The organism is Microbacterium nanhaiense (genome assembly GCF_014646015.1).
Taxonomy (GTDB): Bacteria; Actinomycetota; Actinomycetes; order Actinomycetales; family Microbacteriaceae; genus Microbacterium; species Microbacterium nanhaiense.
In genome coordinates, this window is the sequence record NZ_BMMQ01000007.1 from 120591 (window position 1) to 141748 (window position 21158).

Annotated in this window: 15 protein-coding genes and 2 tRNA genes; 2 read left to right on the plus strand and 15 right to left on the minus strand. The window is 70.5% G+C overall.

Annotation, left to right across the window (positions count from 1 at the left end; translation table 11 throughout):
- Positions 1–25: 25 nt before the first annotated feature.
- From IEX05_RS11660 to IEX05_RS11685, 6 genes are all read right to left on the minus strand, one after another.
- Complete coding sequence (locus tag IEX05_RS11660) at positions 26–4456, minus strand: glycoside hydrolase domain-containing protein (protein ID WP_188702071.1); 4431 nt, start codon at positions 4454–4456, stop codon at positions 26–28.
- Between the two features lie 13 nt (positions 4457–4469).
- The gene (locus IEX05_RS11665; RefSeq protein ID WP_188702073.1) at positions 4470–5510 is read right to left on the minus strand and encodes a COG1470 family protein; all 1041 of its coding nucleotides are present in this window, start codon (positions 5508–5510) and stop codon (positions 4470–4472) included.
- 59 nt (positions 5511–5569) lie between these two features.
- Positions 5570–6184 (minus strand): hypothetical protein, encoded by a 615-nt coding sequence (locus IEX05_RS11670; RefSeq protein WP_188702075.1) that lies wholly within the window; start codon positions 6182–6184, stop codon positions 5570–5572.
- Positions 6185–6243: 59 nt separating this feature from the next.
- Positions 6244–9003: a fibronectin type III domain-containing protein gene (locus IEX05_RS11675; protein ID WP_229661282.1), complete on the minus strand. Its 2760-nt coding sequence runs from the start codon at positions 9001–9003 to the stop codon at positions 6244–6246.
- A gap of 140 nt (positions 9004–9143) precedes the next feature.
- Positions 9144–9809, minus strand: coding sequence for a BMP family ABC transporter substrate-binding protein (locus IEX05_RS11680; RefSeq protein ID WP_188702076.1), 666 nt, complete (start codon positions 9807–9809; stop codon positions 9144–9146).
- A gap of 79 nt (positions 9810–9888) precedes the next feature.
- Positions 9889–11124, minus strand: a complete 1236-nt coding sequence (locus IEX05_RS11685) for a multidrug effflux MFS transporter (protein ID WP_188702078.1) — start codon at positions 11122–11124, stop codon at positions 9889–9891.
- Between the two features lie 60 nt (positions 11125–11184).
- On the opposite strand from IEX05_RS11685, the gene IEX05_RS11690 reads away from it, so the two are divergent.
- Positions 11185–11622 carry a MarR family winged helix-turn-helix transcriptional regulator gene (locus IEX05_RS11690; RefSeq protein ID WP_188702080.1) on the plus strand — a complete coding sequence of 146 codons (438 nt, stop codon included), beginning with the start codon at positions 11185–11187 and terminating at the stop codon, positions 11620–11622.
- A gap of 17 nt (positions 11623–11639) precedes the next feature.
- Here the strand turns inward: IEX05_RS11690 and IEX05_RS11695 are convergent.
- From IEX05_RS11695 to IEX05_RS11710, 4 genes are all read right to left on the minus strand, one after another.
- A tRNA-Met gene (locus tag IEX05_RS11695) sits at positions 11640–11712 on the minus strand.
- 154 nt (positions 11713–11866) lie between these two features.
- Positions 11867–11939, minus strand: a tRNA-Arg gene (locus IEX05_RS11700).
- Between the two features lie 83 nt (positions 11940–12022).
- Positions 12023–12583: an asparagine synthase gene (locus tag IEX05_RS11705; RefSeq protein ID WP_188702083.1), complete on the minus strand. Its 561-nt coding sequence runs from the start codon at positions 12581–12583 to the stop codon at positions 12023–12025.
- Positions 12584–12636: 53 nt separating this feature from the next.
- Entirely contained in the window at positions 12637–13926 is a 1290-nt protein-coding gene (locus IEX05_RS11710) for an MFS transporter (RefSeq protein ID WP_188702085.1), read from the minus strand.
- A 79-nt stretch (positions 13927–14005) separates the two neighbouring features.
- On the opposite strand from IEX05_RS11710, the gene IEX05_RS11715 reads away from it, so the two are divergent.
- Positions 14006–14578 carry a winged helix-turn-helix domain-containing protein gene (locus IEX05_RS11715; RefSeq protein ID WP_188702087.1) on the plus strand — a complete coding sequence of 191 codons (573 nt, stop codon included), beginning with the start codon at positions 14006–14008 and terminating at the stop codon, positions 14576–14578.
- A gap of 7 nt (positions 14579–14585) precedes the next feature.
- On the opposite strand, the gene IEX05_RS11720 is transcribed toward IEX05_RS11715, so the two are convergent.
- The 5 genes from IEX05_RS11720 to iolB form a co-directional block, all read right to left on the minus strand.
- Positions 14586–16064, minus strand: coding sequence for a glyceraldehyde-3-phosphate dehydrogenase (locus IEX05_RS11720; protein WP_188702088.1), 1479 nt, complete (start codon positions 16062–16064; stop codon positions 14586–14588).
- A 312-nt stretch (positions 16065–16376) separates the two neighbouring features.
- Positions 16377–17393, minus strand: a complete 1017-nt coding sequence (locus IEX05_RS11725; protein ID WP_188702090.1) for a Gfo/Idh/MocA family protein — start codon at positions 17391–17393, stop codon at positions 16377–16379.
- A gap of 11 nt (positions 17394–17404) precedes the next feature.
- Positions 17405–18322: a sugar phosphate isomerase/epimerase family protein gene (locus IEX05_RS11730; RefSeq protein ID WP_188702091.1), complete on the minus strand. Its 918-nt coding sequence runs from the start codon at positions 18320–18322 to the stop codon at positions 17405–17407.
- A 22-nt stretch (positions 18323–18344) separates the two neighbouring features.
- The gene (gene iolD / locus IEX05_RS11735; protein ID WP_188702094.1) at positions 18345–20258 is read right to left on the minus strand and encodes a 3D-(3,5/4)-trihydroxycyclohexane-1,2-dione acylhydrolase (decyclizing); all 1914 of its coding nucleotides are present in this window, start codon (positions 20256–20258) and stop codon (positions 18345–18347) included.
- Between the two features lie 2 nt (positions 20259–20260).
- A complete protein-coding gene (gene iolB, locus IEX05_RS11740; protein WP_188702096.1) occupies positions 20261–21145 on the minus strand; it encodes a 5-deoxy-glucuronate isomerase in 885 nt (294 codons plus the stop codon).
- Between the last annotated feature and the right edge of the window lie 13 nt (positions 21146–21158).

The window sequence follows — 21158 nt, forward strand, 5'->3', positions numbered from 1 at the left end:
CTCCCCCGCCCGCGCCACCGTTCGTTTAGCCCGCCGCCTCGTACGCGGCGGTCCGCGTGACGGTCGCGTCGCCGCCCGTCACGGTGACGGTGACCTCGCCCGCCGGGATCGCGGTGAGGCGCGAGTTGACCGACACGCTCGCCGTCTCGCCGGGTTGAACGCCCGCGAAGGTCTTGGATCCGTAGGCCGTGTCGACCACGAGGTCAACGGCGATGGCGGCGTCGTTCGCGACGCGCACGGAGACGTACTTCTTACCGGCGACCGTGCGCGTGTCGGCTTCGACCGTGACGTTGAGCCCCGGATCCTCGGGCCCGCCGAGCGCATCGAGCGCCGCTTCCAGCGCGCTCGCCGCCTCGGCGAACTGCTCGTAGCTCGCGTCGGATCCGATGGTGCGGGCCGCGTCGAGAGCCGCGTTCACGGCCGCGACGTCGTCGGCGGCGTGCGCATCCGGGTCCACGGCCTCGGCCCGCGCGATGAGGAGCGGCAGGTGGCGGGCAGGCCGCCACTCGAGCTGAGCGGTTGCGAGGTCGAGCACCCTCTGGGCCTCATCGGCGCGCTCCTGGGTGACGTCGCCCGCCGCGGCAACGGCGGCCGCCCGGTCGAGCGCCGCGACGAAGACGGCGAAGTCGAATGAGACGTAGCGCTCCTCCTCGCCGCGCAGAGGCTCGGCGGCTCCGATGGCGTCGTTCAACGCCGTCAGGTCGACGTCGCCCTCGGGAGACGGATCCGGACCGAACTCGAACCACTGCAGATTCGACACGTACGCGTATTCCTGACCCTCGACCGCGTCGGCGCGCATGACGACGATGAGCGTGTGCTCGCCCGAGATCGGGCGGTCGAGCACCGCCGTGGTCTCGACGTATCGATCCCATCCCCCGGTCTTCGGCAGCTCCACGGATCCGACCCGTGCCGCATCGCTCACCTCCTCGAGGTAGAACTCGAGGCGGCGGTTCTCACCCACGCGCTCATCGCGCGTCGACGTGCTCACCGTCACGTGGGTGAGCGGCTCCGAGCCGAACTCGCGGTCGCGGTACTCGAGGGTGCCGCCATCCCACGTGCCGCCGACGTTTCCGGAGGGGGCCTCGCCGCCCTCCTTCTTCAGGCCTCCCCCATTGTCGGCGTCGTAGGTCTCGGCCTCCACCCGCACGCGCAGCGAGACCGCCTCGATCTCGAGGGCGCCCGCCGCGCGCTCGAGGGCCTCGAAGGCCGACCGCAGCTCGTCGTCGGTCGCGGCGACGTTCGTGAGAACGTCGCCGGCGGATCCGCGGGCCGCGTCGAACGCGTCGAAGGACGCGGACGAATAGGATCCGCGCACGACGAGCGCCGCCTCGGCGGCGAGCGCCTCCAGCTGCTGGCGCCAGCGCTGGTCGCGTTCGATCACGAACGAGCCGAGCCCGGAGATCCCGTCGCCGCGCACCGTCGTGGCCGACGCGCCATCGAAGGCCGCGTCGGTGAAGTTCAGCGCGAAGGAGGCGCGACGGGCGTCACCGATGCTCCCGCCGAGGCTCATCCTGACGGTCGAGGCGTCCTGCACGACCGCGGACGCCGACACCATGTCGGGCAGACCCGCGAGCGTCAGCGCGCCGTCGGCGATGAGGTCTCGGCCGTTCGCGCCGGCGAAGCTCGCTCCGCTCGCCGTGAGCGTCACCGTGCCATCGAGCGCGCCGTCGTCTGCGGCCTTCAGCCGCGTGACGTCGGCCGCGACGGCGGGGTCTGCGAAGCTCACCCTGAGGGCGAACTCGCGCGTGCCGTTCGAGGGCTTCCGTGAGAACGCGGTATCGGAGATGGCTAGCGCGAGATCGTCGATGCTGTCGAGCGGGGTGGACGCCTCGGCTGTTCCCACGAGCTCCAGTGCCGCGGTGCGCGTTCCGGTGCGGGTCGCGACGAGTCTGAGGCCCGCGGGGAGGTTCTCGGCCGTGATCGCGCCAGAGAGGTCGGCGCCGTCGGACCCGGCGAACGTGCCGTTCGCGATCCTCAGCTCGATGCTGTTCCCGATCGTGCCGTCGCCCGCGTCGGCCTCGCGGAACTCCCGCGAGGAGACCGAGATCGCGCTGATGGGGTCGTACACCGAGCTCGGAAGCTCGTCGCTGAGCGACGACGACGCGACGGAGTCCGCCGCCCACTCCGACGGCTCCTCGCCCATCACGAAGGCGAGCTCTCCGCCCGCGGTCAGTTGGTCGTAGGTGACCCAGGTGCGGTCGAACGGCGCGCCGTTCAGGCTCACCGACTGCACGTAATACGCGTCGGGCGATACGCCCTCGGCCGAGATGTCGAGCTCGCGGCCCGAGGGGTAATCGATGCGCACGTTCTCGAAGAACGGCGTTCCGATCTGGTACTCGTCGGATCCGGCGAGCACCGGGAAGAGTCCCATTGCCGCCGCCACGAAGGTCGACGACATCGTTCCCGTGTCGTTGTCCATCGTCGGAAGGAAGCCCCGCGGGGAGTTCGTGAACACCCGCGTCTTGATCGGCGGGGTGAATTCGCCGCCGCCCGAGGGGTACTCGTGCGTGGACCCGGTGGCGATGTAGCGGTTCCAGGTCTCCTGCGTGTAGATGCTGCGCACCCAGTGCTGCGTCTTCGACGGGGCGCCGACGTAGTTGAACAGGTACGGCGCCTGCAGGTCGATCTCGTTCGCGTTGGCGTGCAGCATGCGCGAGCCGTCGTCGGGCGCGTGCTCGCCGAACATGAAGCTCAGCGCGCTCCGTGCCGTGTCCTCGCCGCCCATCTTCTCGATGAGACCGCCCATGTCGGGGGCGGCGTACCAGTGGTACTGCCAGAGGGTGCCCTGGTAGACGTTGCCGGCCTCGAAGCGCTCCGGATCCGCGGAGATCCAGGATCCGTTCGCGTCCTTCGGGAAGATCAGTCCCGTCTTCTCCCCGTCCGCGAGGGTGACCGCGTCGTCTCGGTACAGGTTCGTCCAGTTCGCGGCGCGCAGGCGGTAGTTCTCCGCGTCCTCGGTCTTGCCGAGCGCGTCGGCGATCGTCGCCATCGCCCAGTCGTCGTAGGCCGTGCCGAGGGTGTCGTCGACCTCGTTCGCGACGTAGCCGCGGCGCTCGTTGTCTTCGTTGGCGTATCCGCCCTGCGATTGCGAGACGAGCGCGGGCCACGCCCGCGAGAGACCCTCGAGGTGCGCGCCCTTGGCGATCGCGTCGGCGACGACGACGGCGGCGCGCTCGAAGCGCACCGTCGGAACCGCGTGCGTGACGTTCGCCAGCGATGCCTTGCCGCTGGCCGCGAAGGTGGCGTAGAGGTCGACGATCGACTGCGCCATGTCGCCGAAGACATCGGGGTACCCGATCGCCAGCACCTCGTACTTGCGGAAGTCGTCCCAGAAGCCCCAGCCGTCGTAGTGCACGTAGCCGTCGGACTCGTGCACGGCGCCGTCGAGCCCGCGGTAGGTACCGCTCGTGCTGGTCGCGTTCATGGGGGATCCGAACATGCGGTACAGGTGCGTGTAGAACAGCTCCTGCAGATCGCCGTCGGGATCGCTCGTCTCGGTCGCGGTGACGTCGATGCGCCCCAGCAGCTCGTTCCACACGGCGCGCGTGTCGCTGCGCACCTCCTCGAAGCCGCGCTCGCCCATCTCGGCGGCCAGGTCGATCCGCGCCTGCTCGGCGCTGATGGGCGAGACCGCGACCTTCAGCCCGACCTGCTCGCCCGCCGCGACGTCGAGGTCGATGACCGCGCCAATATCGGTGCCATCCCGGTGGACGGTCTCGCCGAGCGCGCCGTCGCTCCCCCAGGTGCGCACGCCCGCGACCGGGGCGGTGGTCTCGACGTAGTAGTGCATCGTGTAGTCGTAGCCGTTGAAGTGGCCCGTGAAGTCGCCCGCCAGCGACGCCCGCCCGTCGTCGAGCATCGCCGCATCGAGCGAGGCGCCCTTGCGGTTCGTGAAGTTGTTGCGCAGGTCGACGACGAGCGAGGCGGATCCCGCACTCGAGAAGGTGAACCGGTCCTGCCCCGTACGCACATCGGTCGTCGCCTCGGCGCGGATCGCGCCGCCGGCGGTCTGCAGGTCAACGGCGTAGTACCCGGGCGAGGCGTCCTCGGCGTCGTGGCTGAAGCCCTTGGCGTAGCTCTCGGTCGCGGGGCGGCTCGAGTAGGTCTCGTACGTCGGCACGACGAGCAGGTCACCGCCGCCGCCGGATCCGCCCACGCCGTTGAGGTTCGTGTGCGTGAAACCAGCGATCTGGTCTTCCGCGTAGTCGTAGCCGGAGTGCGAGCGGCCGGACACCGTCATGGGGTTGATCTTGACGATCGAGTTCGGCGCCTCGGCGCCGACGAGATCCTGGCCGAAGTCGTCCTCCGTCGAGACGAACGGGTTCACGAGCGCGGTGTAGTCGCGTTCGGCGGCCTCGTCGGCGACGGCCGGCGGCGCGGCGGTCAGCCCGCCGCCGAGAAGGGCCGCGACGACGCCGGTGGTGAGCAGGGCACGGGAGCGCAGGGCGAGAGACATGGGTGCGGGTTCCTCAGGATCGGGTTGCGGCGACGGCGGGGTGCGGGGCGCTCGCCTGGGCGAATGCCTCCTCGCGCGCCTGAGCGATGAGGCCGGCGACCCGCTCACGCTCGCGGCGGCGATGCGCGAGACCCCACACGAGCAGGGCGATCGCGATCAGGACGACGACGAGTTGCGGCCACGGCACCGCGGCGATCTGCGCGTCGGCGCGGACGGCCGCGGCCCCGCCGATCGGCGGCTGCTCGGACACCGCCCGCGGCTCGGCCTCGACGCTCACCGTGTAGGTGAACAGCGGCCAGGCGTCCGGGATCCGGATCGAGCCGCGGCGGGTCTCGCCCGGCGCGATCTCCGTGATCTCTGCGCCCTGGATCGTCTGGGATCCGATACCGAAGGGCCCGGCGACGGTGATGGTGGGCTGCGTGCGCAGCAGCGTGTTCCCGCTGTTCTCGATGTCGTACGCGACGTCGATCCCGCCGGGCAGGAACGGGTTGAGCTCGCCATCGTAGGATCCGCTCGCGGACGCATCGAGCGCCGCCACGAGCTCGCCTTCGACGCGCGTCATCACGCGGAAGCCCACCCTCGATTCGACGCCGATGCTGCCCTCCCCGTCGGAGAGGATGCTCGCGGCGACGCCCGCGGGGTGATCGCCGGGAGTGGCGTCGTCGGGGACGGTGACGGTGAACGGCACGACCTCCGCGCCGCCCGGCGGCACGACGACGCTGTCCGGCAGCTCGATCCACGTGCCGGCGTCCTCCGACTCATGGTCGGAGGGAAGCATGTTGAAGCGACCGGTGTCGGTGAAGTAGCCGTCGGCCGCCGAGAGCTGGAACTCGACCTCGGTCGAGCCGTGGTTCGTGACCACCATGTGGTCGGTGCGGGCCTCCCCCGGATCCGCGTCCCACTCCACCCAGGAGCGCCCGTCCTCACCGCTCCCGTCGCCCGGACGGACCGACCAGGTGACCGGCTCCTCCTCGGCGGCAACGGCGGGCGCCGCGCCGAGCGGCGCAAGGAACGTCGCGGCGGCGAGCGCGGCGACGAGGGTGATGGATCGCATGGGGGACCTCCAGAAGGATGGGCGGGGCGGGCGCCGGCCCGCCCCGCCCATCGGGTGACTCACTCGAACAGCGACAGCGTGATCGTCGACGTGTAGGTGCCGGCGGGCACGTCGGCCGGCACGACCAGGTCGAGGTCGGCCGTCGCGCTGAAGACGCCGCCGCCCGCGTTCGCCTCACCCGACTCGGCGAGGTACAGCAGCTCCTGGTCGACGAGACCCGGATCCGACGGGGCGACGTCGCCGCCGACCTCGACGAACGGCTCGCCCTCGCCCTCGCCGGCGACCAGCTTCGGCGACCAGCCGAGGTGGTTCGCCGAGATCGTCTCGCCGCCCACGGAGTCGTGGAAGTCGCTGGCGGTGCCGACGACGTACCAGAACGAGTCGACCGGCACGTCTTCCGGCGCGCGGGTGTCGGTCACCGTCACGGTCGGGAGGCTGCCCGTGAAGACGCGCTCGAGCTCGGTCGAGCCGTTCTCCTCGAGGCTCGTCGACGCGGCGGCCACCGTCATGGCGAGCGCGCCGGGGCCCTCGACGGGCGCGATCTCGACCGAGACGTCGACACCCTGCGAGTCACCCGCCCCGGTGCCCTCGGCGAGCGCGGCGGATCCGGCGGATACGAGCAGCGCGGCGCCGAACGCGATCGCGCTGCCGCGCAGTACAACAGACTTCTTCATGTCTTTATCTCCTTGAAAGGGGTGCCCGCGGCATCGGCCGCGGGCACCGAAAGTGGGGGTTAACCGGCGGCGTCGTACGCGGCCGTCTTGGTGACGCTGAGCTGCGCTCCGTCGACGTCGGCGGTCGCCGTCGCGGTCGCCTCGCCGGCGGGAATGGCGGCGGAGCGGGAGTTGATCGACGCGTTCGCGGAGTCGCCGGGCTGCACGGCCGAGAACGACTTCGAGCCGTACGCGGTCTCGACGACGACGTCCACCGGCACGTCTTCGTTGTTCGTCACCTTCACCGAGACGTACTGCTTGCCCGCGACGACGCGCGTGCTCGCCGAGGCGGAGACGTCCAGCCCGTCCTGTGCGTCGTCGGCGCGGCTGAGCACGACCTCGTCGACGACGCTGTTGACCGGGCTCGCGGTGCCATTGGCCTGGCTGCGCAGGGTCCGGACCGTGAGCGACTCGTCGGTGACCTCGATCGCCGAGTAGTTGCGCACCTTCTCCTGGTTGCGCACCGACGACCACCAGAGGTCGGTGCCGGTGTTCAGGTTGTAGTACTTCGAACCGCTCGCCGAGTTCGCGGTGACATACAGCACGTCGCCCGGGCCCGCCACGACGCTCTCGGACGCGGCCTGCTCCTCGGGATCGGCGATCTGGCCGTCGTTGATGAGATAGCTGCGGGTGTAGTGGTGGTCGTGGCCCATCAGCACCATGTCGATGCCGAGCTCCGAGATCTTCTGGGGCATCGAGTTACGGCGGTCGATGATGTCGCTGTCGGTGGCGTGCACCGCGGCCGAGTAGATCGAGTGATGGAAGGCGAGCACCTTCCACTTCGCCTTGTCGCCCTGCTCCGCGACGACCTTCTCCATGAACGCGTTGTGCGAGGCGTAATCGCGGCTGTTGGAGTTGATGTTGATGAACAGCACGTCCTTGTACAGGAACCAGTAGTCGCCGCCCGAGGCGCTCGAGCTGCCGGCCGCACCCGATTCGAGGTCGAGGTTCGGCAGGTTGAAGTGCTGCAGGTAGGCCTTCGACCCGACGTCGTGGTTGCCGTTCGTGGCGACGAGCGGGATCTCGCGCATCTGCGTCGGTGCGAGGAAGGACGCGTACTCGGCCTCGCTGCTCGCGGTGTTGACCTGGTCGCCGGCCGAGAAGAGCAGCTCGGCGTCGGGGTAGGTCTGGGTCGCGATGTTCATGGTGTCGACCCAGCCCGCCTCATCGGAGGCGAGATTGCCCGAGGCCCCCACCTGCGGGTCGCCGAAGAAGAGGAACTCGAAGTCGCCGTCGAAGTCCTGCGTGCGGAAGGTCGACGCGGCCGACCAGCCGGTCTCGTCGCTTCCGACGCGGTAGGCGTACTCGGTGTTCGGCTCGAGGCCGGAGAGCGCCGCGCTGCGGAAGTACTCGCCGCTCGTGGCCTGGCCGCCCGCGCTCGTCTCGACGGTGACGGCGGTCTCCGGGAAGACGCCGTCCTGCACCTCGGCGGCCTTCGCCAGCTGAGCCGTCTGCGGCACGTCGATGTCCGAGTACCACGCGAGGTTGCGCTCGGCCTCCGTCGCCCCCACGCCGAGCACGATGTCGGTGATCTCGGCCGGGCGGTCGGGCTGCTCCTCGACGGGTGCGAGCGATTGCCAGTCGAAGTAGATGTCGCTGCTCGTCTCTCGGTCCTGGTAGAGCGCGACGGCGATCTGGTTCTCGCCCGCCACGAGGGCGTCGGCGGGGATCTGGAAGGTGCCCGTGACGGGATCCCCGGCACTCTCGCCCGCGTAGGTGAGGTTCTGATTCTCGGCCGCGTCCACGCGGCCGTCCGCGAAGCCCGCGACCTTCTCGCCGTTGACGTACACGCGCACGGCGTCGTCATAGGTCACGGTGGCCTTGAGCGACTGAAGGCGCGCGAGCTCGTCCTCGTCGAGGCTCAGGTCGGTGCGGAAGTGGTACGTCGGCACGGTGTTCTCCGAGCCGTCGAGGAGGTACTGCAGCAGGGTGTTCGCGACGAAGCCGCCGCCGAGGTCCGCGGCACCGCGCTTGGATCCGAACGGCCCGCTCGCCTGGCTCCAGGCGGCGAAGTCGGCCGTCGTCCACGCGAGCGATCCGTCACCCGACGGGTCGGTGCCGTCGTCCGAATAGGCCCAGCTCGTCTCGCTGCTCAGGTACGTCTCGGGCAGGGGCGCGAGTCCGAACTCGAGGTAGTCGATGTTGCCGACGTAGTTGGGGTAGTCGGCGGCCTCGCCGGGCTTCGAGTCGGCGTGCATGACGACGATCACGGTGTGCTGGCCGCTGACCTCGCGCAGCAGATCGACCGTGGTCTCCCCGTACGCCTCCCAGTCGTTGCCCGTGGCGGGCATCGCGACCGTCGCGACCTTGTTCTCTTCCGTCTTCTCGTCGAGATAGACCTCGATCGACGAGTTGAGGCCGCTGCGCGCCTCGTTGACGACGTAGCGCAGCGTCAGCGTCGACAGGGGCGCCGAGCCGAAGTCGACGTCGGCGTAGGAGATCTCGGCGCCGTCGAAGGTGTTCTTCACGCGGGATCCGCCGGAGGCTGCGCCGCTCGATTCGACGCCGGTGTCGATCACCCGGCCGTTGATCTCGGCGCCGTTGTTGTCGCCGGTGTAGCTTTCCGCCTCGATGCGGACGGGCTCCGCGGCCGCGGCGATCGACGAGGAGCCCTCGGGTGCGTCGGCGGCGACGGCGGGGAGGGCCGCGGCGGCAAAGGATCCGGCGGTCAGCGAGACGAGGAGTGCTCCGGAGACGGTGCGTCGAACGGTGCGGTGTCGCGCATCGCGGCCGGGTGATGCCGCGACGGGCGGGCGCGGCGTGCTGTCTGTGGTCAGCAAGGTGGAGCTCCGATCTGAGCGTGCGTGGGGGGGAAGGCGCGCGAGACGCGCACCCACGACACACTGGAGAGGTCGGATGACCCCCAGCCGACCCCCACGTGAACGGAGGGTGTCGTTCGCCTGACGCCCCGGAGACGTGGTCACCCGGCGAGGCTCAGCACGACGCCCGTCGTGCCGTCGGCGACGGCGTCGAGCCCGGCGGCGACGGCTTCCGCGGCGCGCGCGGGGGTGGTACCCGCCGCGTCCAGCTCCCCATCGGCGGGCGCGCCGGATCCGCGCGAGGTCGCCCCCGGCCAGATCACGGCCGTCACGTTCGCCGTCGGCTCGGGTAGCTGCGCGCCGACGATCAGGAACTGCTGATCGAGCCACTGCGAGGTGAGGTACGAGAAGACATCCGATGTCGCGTCGCCCAGGCCGATCACGACATCGGCCTCCGCGGCGAGCGCCTCTTCGAACGCCGCATCGATTCCTGTCCCGCCGCCGTCCGCCACGAACTCCAGGGGGCGGGCGCCCGCGCGCTCCGCGACCTCCCGTGCCGCCGCGCGCAGGGTCTGCGTCGCCTCGTCGTCGGTCGGCACGACGACGGCGACAACCCACCCGGCGATGTCAACGGCGTCGGTGGGCGGCGCGGCCTCGATCGTGCGCCCGGGCTCCGGAACCACCCGGTACGGATCCTCGCTTGCGAGGGGAGCGGGAGTGTTCGGCGGGGCCGCATCGCCGTCCGCCCCGTGCGCGCTGCACGCAGCAAGCAGCGCGACCGCCCCGAGGGCGATCGCGCTGCGTAGCGTTCGAGACCACGAATCCATCGCGCCAGTGAACACCCGGATCCGGGACGCTCGGTGGCGCGCCGGTGTCCGGAGGGTGAACGGGCGCGTCCGCGGGTGCTTACTCGGGCTCGCCCTCTTCCCGGGTCCGGCCGATCGCGAGCCCGACGAGCGCGACGACTGCGGCGCCCAGCATCGTGAGGGCCAGCGGCAGCGTGGTGGCTTCGCCTCCGACGCCCACCAGCGCTGCGACGACGCCGGCGAGCACGAACTGCAGCAGGCCGAGGAAGGCGGAGGCCGCGCCCGTCGCCGCGGGCGGAACCGCCGAGAGCGCGAGGGCGGTCGCGTTGCCGAACACGAGGCCCAGCGGCGCGATGGCGAGGAAGAGCGGAACCATCAGCCACACCGCGGCTGCTCCGGCCAGCGTGAGGACGAGGATCGCGAGCACGGCGAGGAGGCTGATCATCAGGCCCGCGGCCGTGAGGGTACGGATCGAGTAGCGCTTCGTCAGGCGCGAGGAGATCGCCGTCGCACCCACGAGGCCGATCGCGTTGACCGCGAACGCCAGCCCGTACTGGGGCGCCGACAGCCCGATCATGTCCTGGTAGACGAACGGCGACGCCGAGATGTACGCCATCATGATCGCCATGCCGAAGCCGAATGCGAGCACGTGGCCGACGTATCCGCGGCGCAGGAGGCCGGACCAGGATCCGCGGGCGCCGGTGCGCGCCGCGGCGCGGACCGCCTTCGGCCGCGACTCGCGCACGAACAGCACGGTGGCGGCGAGCGCGACGAGGCCGAGGGCGCCGACGATCGACAGCAGGCCGCGCCAGCCGATGGTGTCGGCCAGGAGGCTTCCGGTGAGCGGCGCCACGACGGGGGCGACGCCGCCGATCATCATCATGAGGTTGAGGGCGCGCGCGGCGGCCGGCCCCGACTCGCGGTCGAGGATCATCGCGCGACCGATCACCATTCCGGCGGCGCCGCCGAGCCCCTGCGCGAGGCGGGCGACGACGAGGAGCTCGATGCTCCCGGCGGTCACGGCGACGGCGCTGGCCGCGATGAAGAGCGCCAGCCCCGTGAGCAGCGGGATCATGCGCCCGGCGCGGTCCGACCAGGGCCCGAAGAGCACCTGCCCGACGCCGGCGCCGAGCAGGAAGGCGGTCAGCGACAGCTGCACGCCCGTGGCGCTCGTCGACAGCTCGGAGGTCATCGCGGGGAAGGCCGAGAGGTACAGGTCGATGCCGAAGGGGGCGACGGCCGCGAGCAGGGCCAGTGCGAAGAGCGTCGCCGCGCCGATGCCTCCGCCTTTCGTCGGCGGGGCGGTCGGAGCGGTCGTGCGCACGGAATCGGTCATCGTCATATAGTTATGAAATCATAACTATATTCGCAAAGTCAAACGGGGTAGCCTTGCGGCATGGCCCCCGAGCACACTCCGCGCGACGAGGCTCTCGTCGAGCTGGCCGATCGCATCGTGCACATCGCCCGCAAGCTCAACGCGCGCACGCACCAGGATCCGCAGATCGTGCCCCTCAGCCCCCTCGAGGCGCTCGTCCTGCGGCACGTCGACCAGAACCCCGGGATCACCTCCTCGCACCTCGCCGCCGACCTCGAGCTGCGCACGAGCAACGCCAGCACCGTGCTGCGGACGCTCGTCGAGAAGTCGTTGTTGCGGCGCGAGAGCGACCCCGACGACAGACGAGCGGTGCGATTTGCGCTGACGGACACCGCGGTCGACAGCGTCGAGCGCCTGCGCACGCAGTGGGCGGAAACGCTCGGCGCGGCGCTGCCCGACACCGCGGATCCGGCGGAAGCGCTCGCGGTGCTGCGCGCGCTGGAGGAGGCGCTCGGATAGTAGGCGCCCGCTGTTCGACGCGACGGCGGGAGTCGAACCCGCAACGACTGACGGTATGAACCGTGCCCCGGGACCACCCGGATCGCCGCGATGCCTCCACGCTAGGCGGCGCTCGCGGGCCCCGCACCGTTGTGACGCTCTGTGAAGTCACGCGGCGTCATCTGGGGCGCGATCCGCGGATACCCAGAAACGCCGAGAGGCCGGTTCCGAAGAACCGGCCTCTCGTGACTGTCTCAACACAGTGTGCGCCCGAAGGGACTCGAACCCCTAACCTTCTGATCCGTAGTCAGATGCTCTATCCATTGAGCTACGGGCGCCCGTTGCCGTGGCAACTCATATAACTTACCCCGCCGCGCCGACAAACGCGAAATCCGAATCCGTCTTCGGGCGTGTCTGAGCGTCAGCTGGAATGCTTCTTCTTCGCGCGCGCCTTCGCCTCGCTCGAGAGCTTCTGCAGGTCGACGCTCATGAGCGCCTGCATGCGCGCTTCGCGCATCTTCTCGTAGTCGGGGTCGTCGTCGGGGCGCATCGCCTCGATGCGCAGGCGGTTGTCGATGTTGTTCTCGACGTCGTGCCAGGCGGCGTCGCGCGCGTCCTCGACGATCTTGGTGATCTGCTCGTCGTCCTCCGCGATCACCCGCAGCTTCTTGGCAACGCCCGCGTACTGCTTGGCGCGGCGGCGGAGGTTGCGCACGTCGCGATCGCGGTAGTCGTGCGTGCCGTGCGGGTCGCTGTGCTTACCCCAGGCCTTCGCGCGGGCCTTGCTCATCGTCGCGGCCGCCTCGTCCTGCTCGCGCGCGAGCGCCAGCAGCGCCTCGCGCGCGTCACCGCCGAAGACCTCCCGCGCGAAGTCGTCACCGTCGACGATCGTGTCGACGAGGATCCGGTTCTTCACCTGCAGACGCACGGCGGCGAGGGCGATCGACACGCCCTCTTCCACTGCGTCCGCGTTGCGCCTCACGGCCCCTCCTCTGGTCTGCCTCAATCTTAGTGGGGCGGGCCCGCGAACTCAGATCATGGCCTCGTCGACGCTCTCGGCTCGCCGCGCGGGTCCCGCTGCTCGGCGAACCGCGCCGCGTGCTCGGCCCAGCCGGACTCGGCGGGGATCGCGCGGAGCGACGGGGTCAGCGCCGCGAGGACCGCGGCGGAGAGACAGATCGCGGCGGCGACGATGAGGGTCGGGGTGCGCCCGAACAGGCTCAGCCCGAAGCCGGCGATCAGCGGCGAAAGGGGCGCGACCGCCGAGGTGCCCAGCATGGCGGCGCTCATGGCGCGGCCGGTCATCTCCGTCGGCACCGCGACCATGAAGTATCCGACCATGCCCGCGTTGATGGCGGGGATCAGCACGGATCCGGCGGCGAGGATCGCGACGATCGCCCACAGGTCCTCCACGAAGGGCACGACGGCGACGCTCAGGGCGAGGGCCCCGATGCCCAGGATCTCGAGGATCCCCGTCGCGACGCGCGTCACGATCGCCGACGAGGCGACCGCACCGAGGAGCATCGCGACGCCGATACCGGCCGAGAGCCAGCCGATGTCGGTCGGGGTGAAGCCGCGCTGCTGCAGCGCGTAGATCACGGTCGTCATCGACGCGCCGACCCCGAGGTTGATGATGGTGATGACGATCACCGCCCCACGCAGATCCGCCCGCCGAAAGAGCCACACGATACCCTCGCGCGCCTCCGCGAAGACCCCGGTCTTCTCGCGGGGCGCGCGGGGCGGATCCGGAACGCGGCGGCGCAGCAGGAGCGCCGTCGCGACCGCGATCGCCTGGCAGGCCACGAGCGCGACCCCGACGAGCCACGCGCCGACGCCCAGCAAAACCCCGCCGAGCGGGCCGCCCGCGAGGTTCATCGCGGCGTCGCGCGCCTGGTTGGCGCCCTGGGCGCGCCCCATCGCCTCGCTCGGCACGATGTCCTTGAGCAGAGCCTCCCCGGCCATTCCGAAGAATCCGCCGCGCAGGGCGAGCAGCACCTCGACGGTGAGGAGCGCGGCGAAGGTGAGCGCGTCCGCGAGCGCGAGCAGCAGGAAGGCGCCGGCGACGACGGCGCCGATGACGGATGCGAGGAGCAGGAGCCGCGTGCGCGAGTGGCGGTCGGCATACACTCCCCCGCCCATCATGGTGACGGCCGACACGGCCGCGCCGACGCCGCCGATCGTGCCCGCCTGGGCGGGGTCGTCGGTGATGGCGAGCGCGATCAGCGGGAGCGCGAAACCGGCGAGCGCGCGCGTCAGGCCGATCGCCGTATCGCTGACGAACCAGGTCAGGTAGGACGGCGTGCGCCGGAGAGAGGGAGCGGTCATGTCGATCACTGTAGTTACGCAAGTTTCATTGCGCAACTGTTCTTGCACAACTTTATCTGCGGATCGGTAGAGTGGGCGCATGGCAGACGAGCTCGCGGATCCCACCGCCTCCACGGCCGTGCTCAAGGCCCTCGCCAACCCGCTGCGCCGCGCCATCATGAGGGCGCTCCTGCGCCTCGAATCCGCGCGGGCGACCGACCTGTCGCGCGAGCTCGACGTGCCCGCCAACAAGCTGAGCTTCCACCTGCGGGCGCTCGCCGCTGCGGACCTGATCCGGGAGGATCCGTCGCTCGCCCGCGATAAGCGCGATCGCGTGTGGGCACCGGCGCCCCGGAACATCAACATCGGCAGCCCCGAGCACCCCGTGGAGGACGAGGCGCTCGGCCTCGCCGCCATCCACGGAATCGTCGACGACCACCTCGCGCTCGTCACCCGAACGGCGGCGTGGAGCATGGAATACGTCACGGGGCGGCAGACGGAGGAGCACGCGATGTTCGTGCACACCAACGTCCGCCTCACGACGGACGAGTTCGAGCGGCTCAACGAGCGCCTGCTCGAGGTCATCAACGAGTTCCGCGAGGCCCACGACGCGTCCGCCGCCGACACGCACCTCTACGAGATCGACATCATCGCGGCGGACGAGACGGTGTGAGGATCGCTCAGACGAGCACGGCCTCCGCGCGGACGGGGCGACGCTCCGGCAGGATCGCGGGGTGCACGCCCGCCATGCGCTCGAGCACGCGCAGCACCTGCGCCGAGTAGCCGAACTCGTTGTCGTACCAGACGTACAAGATCACGCGGTCGTCACCCGCGGCGAGCGTCGCGAGCCCGTCCACGACGCCGGCGCGGTTGGTGCCGACGAAGTCGCTCGAGACCGCGTCGGGGTTCTCGCTGTAGTCGATCTGCTGCCGCAGGGGCGAGGTCAGCGCCGTCTGGCGCAGGTAGGCATTGATCTCGTCCCGCGTGACGTCGCGCCCCAGCTCGAGGTTGAGGATCGCGAGCGACACGTTGGGCGTGGGAACGCGGATGGCGCTTCCCGTCAGGCGCCCGGCGAGCTGCGGCAGCGCCTTCGCGACGGCCTTCGCCGCCCCCGTCTCGGTGATGACCATGTTGAGGCTCGCGGCGCGGCCCCGGCGGGATCCGGGGTGGAAATTGTCGATGAGGTTCTGGTCGTTCGTGAACGAGTGCACCGTCTCGACGTGCCCGCGCACGACGCCGTAGGCCTCGTCGACTGCCGCGAGGACGGGGGTGATGGCGTTGGTGGTGCATGAGGCCGCCGACACGATCGCGTCGCTCGGCTCGAGCTGCTCGCTGTTGACGCCGAACACGATGTTCTTGATGGCGCCCTTGCCGGGCGCGGTGAGCAGCACGCGCGAAACCCCGGGGGCCGCGAGGTGCTGGCCGAGACCTTCCTCGTCGCGCCAGCGCCCCGTGTTGTCGACGACGATCGCGTCGTGGATGTCGTACGCCGTGTAGTCGACCGCGGCGGGGTCGTTCGCGTAGATGACGCGGATGAGGGTGCCGTTGGCGAGGATCGTCTGCTCCTGCTCATCGACCTCGATCGTGCCCGCGAACGGGCCGTGCACGCTGTCGCGGCGCAGCAGTTCGGCGCGCTTGAGCAGGTCGTCATCGGATCCGCGGCGCACGACGATCGCGCGCAGCCGCAGCCCCTGCCCGGAGCCCTGGTGCGCGATCAGCAGCCGCGCGACGAGGCGGCCGATGCGGCCGAATCCGTAGAGCACCACGTCCGTCGGGGCCGCGGCCGGGGCGGCGTCCGAGCTCGCGAGCTTCTCCCGCAGGAAGCCCGCGAGCTCGGGCTCGCCCCAGGCGCCGCCGTCGGCGTCGAACTCTCGCACGAGCCGCGCCACGTCGATCGACGCCGGCCCCACCGCCACGCGCTCGAGCGCGCCCAGCATCGCGAACGTCTTCTCCGGATCCAGCACCTCGTCGCCCGTCTCGCGCGTGAAGCGGTGCGCCTGAAGGATCTCGGCGGGCGAGCGGTTGATGATGCGCCGGCCGAGGATGTTCGTCACGACTCCGCCGCTGCGATAGAGGCGACCGATGAGCGGGATCATGCGCTCCGCGATCTCCTCCTGCCTCGCCCATTCGATGCGGCTGGTGTCGTATGCGGTGCTCACGCGGGGTTCTCCTCGGCGTCGGGAATCGGGGTCATTCTCGACGATAGGGAAACACTTCGATGGGTTTCGGCCGTGCAGCACGATAAGAATTGGGGATTTTTACGCTAGCGAAATCGACTACGCGGCGGGGACGGCGAGCTCACCCGTGAGGTCGGGGAAGTCGAGCAGGTGAACGGAGTCGTTAAAGGGCGTGAGATCGATCGCGATCCGGACCATGAGGGGTGTCTCCTTCGACGAATGATGATTCCGGTCGCAGAATCCGCTCCTCGCGGGACGAGGAGGAGCGGATTCTGCGACCGGAGCGGGATCGGGTCAGGCGTAGAACGCCGGGCGGGGCTGGCGCTCGACCTGCTGCACGCCGCCCTGCTCGAGGGCGCGCACGCCGGCCTCGCAGGAGGCGGCGACGAGGTAGCCGTCCCACGCGTTGGGGCCGTCGACGAGGTCGCCGCGGCGCACCGCGTCGACCCAGCGCTGGATCTCGTTGTCGTACGCGCTCGCGAAACGGGTCGTGAAGCTCGTGTGCTCGCGACGCCCCACGCGGGCGCCGTTCCAGAGGGTGAGGCCCGACGGATCCCCGATCCGCGCGACCGAGTCGGAGAAGACGGCCTCGGTCGTGACCTGGTAGCCGAACTGCACACTGACGTTCATCTCGAGGTCGACGAGCACGCCGTTGTCGAGTTCCATGATCACGAGGATCGGCTCGCGCAGGCGGTCGGGCGTCTTCGGGTTCTGGCGGGCGTACTTGACCTCGACGCTCTTCACGGGCGAACCCGCGAGCCACGGTACGACATCGAACTCGTGCACGACCGAGTCGGTGATCAGCATCGACTGCGTGTACGACTCGGGCACATCGGGGTTGCGGTGCGCGCAGCGCAGCATCAGCAGCTCGCCGGCATCGCCCGAGGCGATGAGCTCGCGGAGATCGGCGTACTCGGCGTCGAAGCGCCGCATGAAGCCCACCTGAATGTGCGGCTTGTCGAGCTTCTGCTCGGCCTCGAGGACCTGCAGGGAGGTCGCGGTGTCGGGCGTGAGCGGCTTCTCGCAGAGGATCGGCAGCCCCGCCTCGAGCGCGGGCAGCAACACCGGCAGGTGAAACTGCCCGGGGACGGCGATGAGGGCGGCATCGATCGCACCGGCCGCGAGGGCGTCCTCGATCTTCGCGAACACCTGCGCGCCGGGCGCGTGCTCGGCGGCCGCGGCCGCGCGGCCCGCGTCGGGCTCGATGACGGCCGACACGACGGCGCCGGCGATGCGGGTCGCGATGCGCTGGATGTGGTCGGCGCCCATTGCGCCGGCCCCGACGACTCCGATGCGGAGGTCTGTGGTCATGTGCTTCTTCCTCAGAACTGGCGTGCCATGTGCGTGCAGCCGTGGATGTGGTCGCGCGTGCGCCGCGCGATCGGGAACGGGGTGTCGACGTCGCAGCCGTACATGTCCTGCTCGACGATCGCGAAGATGTCGGGCGAGATGGCGGCGGCAGCCTCGATGATGGGGCCGAGCTCGGGCACGCCGTGCGGCGGCTCGATCATGATTCCGCCGGCGACCGCGTCGGCGAAGGGGACGTCGTTCTTCAGCACGTCGAACAGCTGGGTCTGGTCGACCTGCTTCAGGTGCAGGTAGCCGATGCGCTCGGGCCGCTCGCGGATGAGCGCGAGGTTGTCGCCGCCGTAGTATGCGTAGTGGCCCGTGTCGAGGCACAGGTTGGTGTAGCGCGGATCCGTCTCGTCGAGGAAGCGCGTCACCTCGCGCGCCGTGCCGACGTGGCTGTCGGCGTGCGAGTGGAACTGCTGCTTGACGCCGTACTCCTCGAGCAGCGCCTTGCCGAGCCAGTCGTGCCCTGCCGCGAGCTTCTTCCACTGCTCGTCGGTGAGCGTGCGCGGCTCGAGGTTCTCGCCCGTGGCGTCGCTGCGCCAGAGGTCGGGGATCACGACGATGTGCTCGGCACCCAGCTGCGAGGCGAGCCCGGCGACCTTCACGGCCTGGTCCCACGCGCGCGTGCGCTCTTCCTCGGTCTTGTGGAAGCCGGTGAACACCGTGCCGCCCGAGAGCTTGAGGCCGCGCGAGCCGAGTTCGTCCTCCAGCTGGTGCGGATCCGTCGGAAGGTATCCGTACGGGCCCAGCTCGATCCAGGTGTACCCCGCCTCGACGACCTCGTCGAGGAAGCGCTGCCACGGCACCTGCTTCGGGTCGTCGGGGAACCACACGCCCCACGAGTCGGGGGCGGTTCCGATGCGGAGTCCGGCACTGTTGTCGGTCATGTCTTCTCTCTTCCTTGAGTCTTCAGCCCAGCAGCGGGCGCTGCAGCCGGCGCTGCTCGACGTATTCGGCGCGTGCGGCGGCCGTCGACTCGATCGTCGACGGCTCCGCCACCGGCACGTCCCACCACCCCGCGCCGTCGGGCGCGTAGATCAGCGGGTCGCTGTTGATGTGGATGACGGTGGAGGCCTCCGAGGCTTTGGCGCGCGCGATCGCGGCGCCGAGCTCGTCGATGGATCCGGGACCGGGCTCGATCTCGATCGTCTCGATGCCGTAGCTGCGGGCGTTGGCGGCGAGGTCGACGGGGAGCACCTGCTCGCCCTGGAAGTCCTGCGCCTGGCGATCGTAGGCGCGGTACTTCGTGCCGAAGCGCTCGGATCCGACGGTCTCGGACAGGTGCCCGATGGAGGCGTAGCCGTGGTTCTGGATGATGATCACGATGATCTTGATGCCTTCGGACACCGCCGTCACGAGCTCAGTGTTCAGCATGAGGTACGAGCCGTCGCCGACCATGACGATGACGTCGCGGTCCGATCCGGACGCCTCCGCGCCGCGCTTGGCGCCGAGGCCGCCCGCGATCTCGTATCCCATGCAGCTGAACGCGTATTCGACGTGGTAGCCCAGCGGATCCCGCACCCGCCACAGCTTGTGCAGGTCGCCGGGGAGGGATCCGGCCGCCTGCACGACGACGTCCTCGGGCGCGGACGCGCGCTGCACCGCGCCGATGATCTCGGGCTGGCCGGGCAGGGCGCGGCCGGAAGGCCGGAAGGCCTCGTCGACCGTCCTGTCCCACGACGCCTTCTCCTCGGCGACGCGCGCGGCGTACTCGGGCGAGACCGTGTGACCGGCGAGCGCCTCCGACAGTTCGACGATGGCCTCGCGCGCGTCGGCGATCACCGGCAGCTGGGTGCCGTGCTTGTACGCGTCGAAGGCCGCGACGTTGATGTTCACGAAGGTCACGGACGGATCCTGGAACGCGGTGCGCGAGGCCGTCGTGAAGTCGCTGTAGCGGGTGCCGATGCCGATGACGACATCGGCCTCGGCGGCGATGCGGTTGGCCGCGAGCGTGCCCGTCGCGCCGATGCCGCCGAGGTTCTGCGGGTGGTCCCACGCGAGCACGCCGCCGCCGGCCTGCGAGGTGCCCACCGGGATCCCGGTCGCCTCGGCGAGCGCGCGCAGCTGCTCCTCGGCGTCCGAGTAGAGCACGCCGCCGCCGGCGACGATGATCGGGCGCTTCGCGGCGCGGATGGCGGCCGCCGCGCGTTCGATCACGCCCCGGTCGGGGCGGGGCCGGCGGATGTGCCACTCGCGGCGCTGCAGGAACTCGACCGGCACGTCGAAGGCCTCGGCCTGCACGTCCTCCGGCAGCGCGATCGTGACGGCGCCGGTCTCGGCCGGATCCGTCAGCACGCGCATCGCGGCGAGCGCGATCGAGAACAGCTGCTCGGGGCGCTGCACGCGGTCGAAGAAGCGCGACACCGGGCGGAACGCGTCGGTGACCTGGATGCCCGTATCGTGCGGGTGCTCGAGCTGCTGCAGCACCGGATCCGCGACGCGCGTCGCGAAGGTGTCGCTCGGCAGGAGGAGCGCCGGCAGGCGGTTCGCCGTCGCGAGCGCCGCGCCCGTGAGCATGTTCGCGGCTCCCGGCCCGACCGAGGCCGCGGCCGCGTAGGTGGCGCGCCGGCGGTGCATGCGGGCGTAGCCGACGGCCTGGTGCACCATCGCCTGCTCGTTCCGGGCCTGGTGGTACGGCATGAGCCCGACGCGCTCGGCGTGCAGCTGCTTCAGCGCCTGGCCCAAGCCGGCCACGTTGCCGTGGCCGAAGATGCCGAACGTCGCCGGGATGGTGCGCTCGACGATGTCGCCGTCGACCGTCCACTGGTTCGCGAGGAATTCGACGAGGGCCTGGCCCACCGTCATCCGCTTCGTCTCGCCCATGATCACTCCTTCGTGCTCTCGTACGGCAGTCGCTCGTCGAACGGCTGCCCCTCCCACGACGCCCTCACCCAGGCGTGCGCGGGGTCGTCGCTGATGTTCCAGACCCGCTCGGCGTCGGGCCCCGCCATGACATTGAGGTAGTAGAGGTCGTACCCCGGCGCGGCCACGGCGGGCCCGTGGTAGCCGTAGGGCACGAGCGCCACGTCTCCCGTCTGGACCCGCGCGTTGATATCGATCTCGCCCGCGGGCGAGCTGTAGGTGCTGAACATGCCGAACGCGCTCTCGGCGGGCACGCCCTCGCTCGTGCGGGTCGGCGCCGACTCGAAGTAGTAGATCTCCTCGAGCCGCGACTCGTGCTCCGGCACGTGCTCGTCGTGCTTGTGGGGTGGATACGACGACCAGTTCTCGCTCGGCGTGATCACCTCGCAGACGATGAAGCGCGCGGCCTCGAGCGCCTGCGGCGTGCCGAAGTTGTGCACCTGACGGCTGGACGCGCCGGAGCCGCGCAGCTCGACGGGCGTCTGCTCGGCCGGGATGAACCGATTCGGCAACGAACGCTCCGTCGGCGACGTCGCGACGGCGACGCGGCCGGTGCCGGAGACGCGCGCGGCCTCGGCGGTGCCGACGTAGAGGACGTCGGTCGGGCCGTCGAAGACCGACGCGCGGCCGGCGAGCTCGTAGCTCTCACCCTGCGTCTCGACGACGAAGGATCCCGCGAGCGGGACGACGAGCTTCTCGACGCCGGGCTCGAGCTCGACCGATCCCCCGTCGAGCTCCGCGACCCGCAGGCCCGTGTGCGCCCACCCGTCGATCCGTCCGTCGACCACCGTCTGCCACTGGCCGCGGGCGAGCTCGCCCCGGCGATGGAACCATCGCTGCTGTGTCATCGCTTCCTCATCT